Genomic DNA, 2,460 nt, shown 5'->3' with positions numbered 1-2,460 from the left:
CTGTTTAAAAGGATTCCCTTAGAGCAAGGGAATTGTAAAATAGAAGGTAGTGCCTTGTCCGATCTCGCTCTCAACCCAAATTCTGCCACCATGTGCGGAGATTGCCATTTGGGAAAAGGGTAAATTCAATCCGGTCGATGCGCCTTTAGCCCAATTAGTCTTGACTCGCTCGACTCGTTTCTCCCTTGGAGACGCTCCGCGAACGAATATTTGGCCGAAAGCTGCCTTGGGAATGCCATCTCCAGTATCTGCTACTGAAAATAGTACGGCATTCCCACGATCGGTGTGCGCGAAGACCGAGACTTCTCCCCCCTGCAGGGTATGTTGGATCGCGTTGCCGACTAAATTGACGATGACTCGCCGCAACTTGTCAGCATCAGCAATACAAGACAACTCGCCCTGTGTATACCACTTCAGCGACACCTCGGATTTTTTCGCCAGCGGTAACATTTGCTTGCAAGCCTCCGCTATAATTCGCTCTGGATCGACCTCGATTTTATTTAACTCCATGAGCTGACTTTGGGCGGTGCGAGTATCGAGAATGCTGTTAATCATCTGGAGCAGCACTTTCCCGCCATTTTTTGCCAGATCGACGTAATGATTCTGCGTCTCGGTGAGTCCGCCATATTTTTGGGTGAGATCTAGTCCACCCAGCAAAGAATCTAGCGGATCGCGCAGATCGTGGACGAGCATTTCTACCGTCTCAGTGCGAAAGAGTTCGAGGTTTCGCAATTCTAAATATTCTGCGTGCAACTGCTGTGCCAACAGCCGAAATTCAACCTGACCGATCAGTAATGCAGTCAAATCCGAGAGGGTTGCCAGCTCTTCGGGAGTCCATTCACGCGGTTTGGTATCGATCGCACAAAAAGACCCTAATGTATGACCCTTGGCGGTGGTGATGGGTACCCCCAGATAGGCAACTACACCGAGTTCGATCGTCCCAAGGTGCTCTTTAAATAGTGGGTGGAGGCGCGTATCGACGATACACAATGGCTCCGATGTCTCGACCACATGCTGACAAAAGGAGTGAGATAGAGGTGTCTCTCTGCTACTCGCCCACGGTTCCTGGAGTCCGATACTACTTTTGAAAAATTGTCGCTCTCGATCGACCAATGATACTAGCGATACTGGGGTCTTGAGGATGGTGCTGGCAAGTCGCGTAAATCGATCGAATGTCTCTTCCACAGAGCTATCTAACAGCCCTGTCGCCTCTAATTCTGCCAATCGATCGGGTTGAAGTACCTTGGCTAATGTCTTTTGGTTGTCATTTTCCATCGACGCTACTTCCTATTGTTTGTATGTATTTCTAAGTCACACATAAAAATCGTTCCCGAACAACTACCAGACTATTCAATAGTAAATTATGAATACTAAATTACACAATGTTTTCTGGCGATCGAGTCTCCCAAAGTTACAAACCGACTCATAACAAAAGACCTTACCCAATCGAATTCGCTACTACTTACTTCTATCTATCAACTCCTCAATAATGTATTCTTGTTCTTCTATTTATGTATCTACCGATACGATCGCGGCATTAGGATGAGCTGCCAACTCATTCCATGCTTCTTTGTCGTCTCTGTGAGCTAGAAACGTAGGGTGGGCAATGCCCACAGACCATTTAGAACCATAGCAAAAAGAATTTAAACTGCCTTAGGCGATCTAGCAATCTCTTCATCAATCGATCGAACTACAGATCGTACTCAAATGCTGACAATTCCCGACCACTGAATCTTTTTGAGCTTTTCCCGACGATAAGAGAAGAAATATTCTGGCTCCTGGAAAGTGCAATGTGGCGCGATCGCAATCTGTGCTGGATCTACTCCCAAACCTTCTAGTTGCAACTGATTGACTCGCCGCACATCTAACCTCACTCTCCCCGCTTGCTCATCCGGTAATAGGGGTGAATCGGACATTGCGAGCAAACTAGCAATATCGGCGTCAGGATTGCCAGATGGCGATGTGGGCGCGTCGGCGTTGGCGAAGCCTCTCGTTCGCGGAGCGTCTCGGAGAGAAGAGAAGCCTTGCCCCTGGCAAATCGAGGCGCATACTTCTAATCCCGTCTGTGTAGTGACCTGATAAACTTTACCATCGATCGCGGGGCCGATCGCGACGCTAATATCCTTTAAGCTGCCACCCTGCTCTAGTAAACGCCCTACTGCCACATTCACGATTCCTAAAGATGTGCCCCGCCAGCCAGCATGTACCGCTGCCACATTACCCGTATGCCGATTGGCAATTAAAATCGGATTGCAATCGGCACTCGCAACCCACACAGCTTGAGCGGCTTGCTCTGTCAAAACTCCATCACCGAGCGCTTTACCTGTCTCTACTTCTACTTCCGTCGCGTTAGCAATTTCAGTGGGACTTAGGACGATCTTGCCGTGAATCTGCTTGAGACGATGCGTACTCGCAGTAGCCGCTAAAATTGGGGTGAGATCTCGGGGTTCTCGCGGCGAA

2 protein-coding genes are annotated in these 2,460 nt (G+C 48.8%); both read right to left on the bottom strand.

The window, feature by feature from the left end; genetic code table 11:
• Positions 1 to 18: 18 nt before the first annotated feature.
• Positions 19 to 1,275, bottom strand: coding sequence for a GAF domain-containing sensor histidine kinase (locus tag RMO35_RS09745; RefSeq protein ID WP_309740697.1), 1,257 nt, complete (start codon positions 1,273 to 1,275; stop codon positions 19 to 21).
• A gap of 428 nt (positions 1,276 to 1,703) precedes the next feature.
• A partial coding sequence (gene pgeF / locus RMO35_RS09740) for a peptidoglycan editing factor PgeF (RefSeq protein WP_309740695.1) occupies positions 1,704 to 2,460 on the bottom strand: 757 nt, incomplete at its 5' end.

This window comes from Chamaesiphon sp. OTE_20_metabat_361 (genome assembly GCF_031364565.1).
This window is presented reverse-complemented; position numbering and strand designations above follow the sequence as displayed.

Coding starts and splice junctions, on each gene's coding strand:
- RMO35_RS09745 (WP_309740697.1), bottom strand. CDS start 1,275: ATGGAAAATGACAACCAAAAGACATTAGCCAAGGTACTTCAACCCGAT.